This window comes from Psychrobacter sp. Ps6 (assembly GCF_022129235.1).
In the GTDB taxonomy this organism is placed as follows: domain Bacteria; phylum Pseudomonadota; class Gammaproteobacteria; order Pseudomonadales; family Moraxellaceae; genus Psychrobacter.
The window spans coordinates 1-1,325 of the sequence record NZ_JADQAI010000140.1; the positions used below are offsets into that span (position 1 = coordinate 1).

The following is a 1,325-nucleotide window of genomic DNA, read 5'->3' on the forward strand; positions in this document are numbered from 1 at the left end:
AAAAAGAGTGTCCCGCCAGCCATACTTTAATTCAGCAAAATATTCAGCTTCATCCGCCTTGCTCTCACCCAGAACTCATCTCCCATCTGACCCACTGGGATTGTGCAATAATGCCTTTTATTAATAACCGACAAATTCAGCATTGCAATCCATTAAAGTTACGGGAATATTTAGCCTCTTCCCGTCATATTATCTGCTCTGATTTTCCAGCAGCACAACAGTATTCTTCTCATCTTACGATTGCTAACAATACTCAACAATGGCTCAATGCTCTCAAAAATCCAATCCCAATCACTGAACAAAAAATTACTATGAGACGCCAAATATTAAGAACTGAAAGCTGGCTAGCACGACAACAGCAAGTCACCGAACAACTACAACGCTTTCTTGTTTAATAACTTCTGCCTACCTACGGTTATGAGCAGAACTGCATTTGCGGACAAGGCATCGATATTGCAGAAATAAAACAAGGAAACAATTTCGGAGTGTTGCCATGAGAATTATTCTGTTAATAATCGGTCTGACTCTGCTCAATGGCTGTCTATCTACTAGCATCAACCGTCATGAAACGATCCAACCCCTGGAGTTATTTTTTAGCCCTGAACAGACCACATTAACCACCAAGCAACAACAAGCTCTTCAGCAATTTTTTACCACTTATTCTTATCATCAATTGGAAGTTTTGATTGGGCCTGCAAATTTATCGAACCGTTTTCAAGCTCTATTACAAGGTCAAAAAAGAATTGCAGCAATCGAGCAATTGTCTAAACAAAAGCAAATTCCACTACATTTTACTTTTGTGCCACAACAAACCGCCGATACCTTAATTATTAGGCAACGGTAATGCGTCAACTGATTCTGGCCAAGCTCTATGCCTTTTGCTGTGCATTATGGATGTATCGATATATTGTGCTTGTCCCTATGGTCACCTTGCCGATCTTATTACCTGTTGGCAGTCTATTTAAAACAAAAATGTATTACTCTCAAACCACCATATTGGTTCAAGAGGCTGCAATGCTAAACCCCTTCCTTGGTGATCTTTCTATTTCAATGAACCTACAGCAGCGAATGAAAGCGCTTACGATTTTGCTTCACAGTCAATCGACACTAGAACAAGTAGTGGTCGATTTAGAATTGGCCTCACAAGAAAATAAAGGACAAATTGCTGTTCGGGTTGGCGAGCTGAAACAACACCTCAATTTATCGTTACTCAGTGACGAATTAGTTTCGATTGGTTTAACCTGGAAATATCCGTCCGAAATTCCGGTTATCCTAAATACGGTATCCAATATTTTCTTAGATAAACTGCGTGCGCCTGGTCGAGC

At 40.2% G+C, this 1,325-nt stretch carries 3 protein-coding genes; all 3 read left to right on the forward strand.

Translation table 11 applies throughout. The features are described from left to right. On the forward strand, positions 1 to 395 hold a 395-nt coding region (locus tag I3255_RS14400), incomplete at its 5' end, for a hypothetical protein (protein ID WP_238039436.1). A gap of 98 nt (positions 396 to 493) precedes the next feature. Further along, positions 494 to 844: a hypothetical protein gene (locus I3255_RS14405; protein ID WP_036764727.1), complete on the forward strand. Its 351-nt coding sequence runs from the start codon at positions 494 to 496 to the stop codon at positions 842 to 844. Further along, a partial coding sequence (locus I3255_RS14410) for a hypothetical protein (RefSeq protein WP_238039437.1) occupies positions 844 to 1,325 on the forward strand: 482 nt, incomplete at its 3' end. The genes I3255_RS14405 and I3255_RS14410, both read left to right, overlap by 1 nt.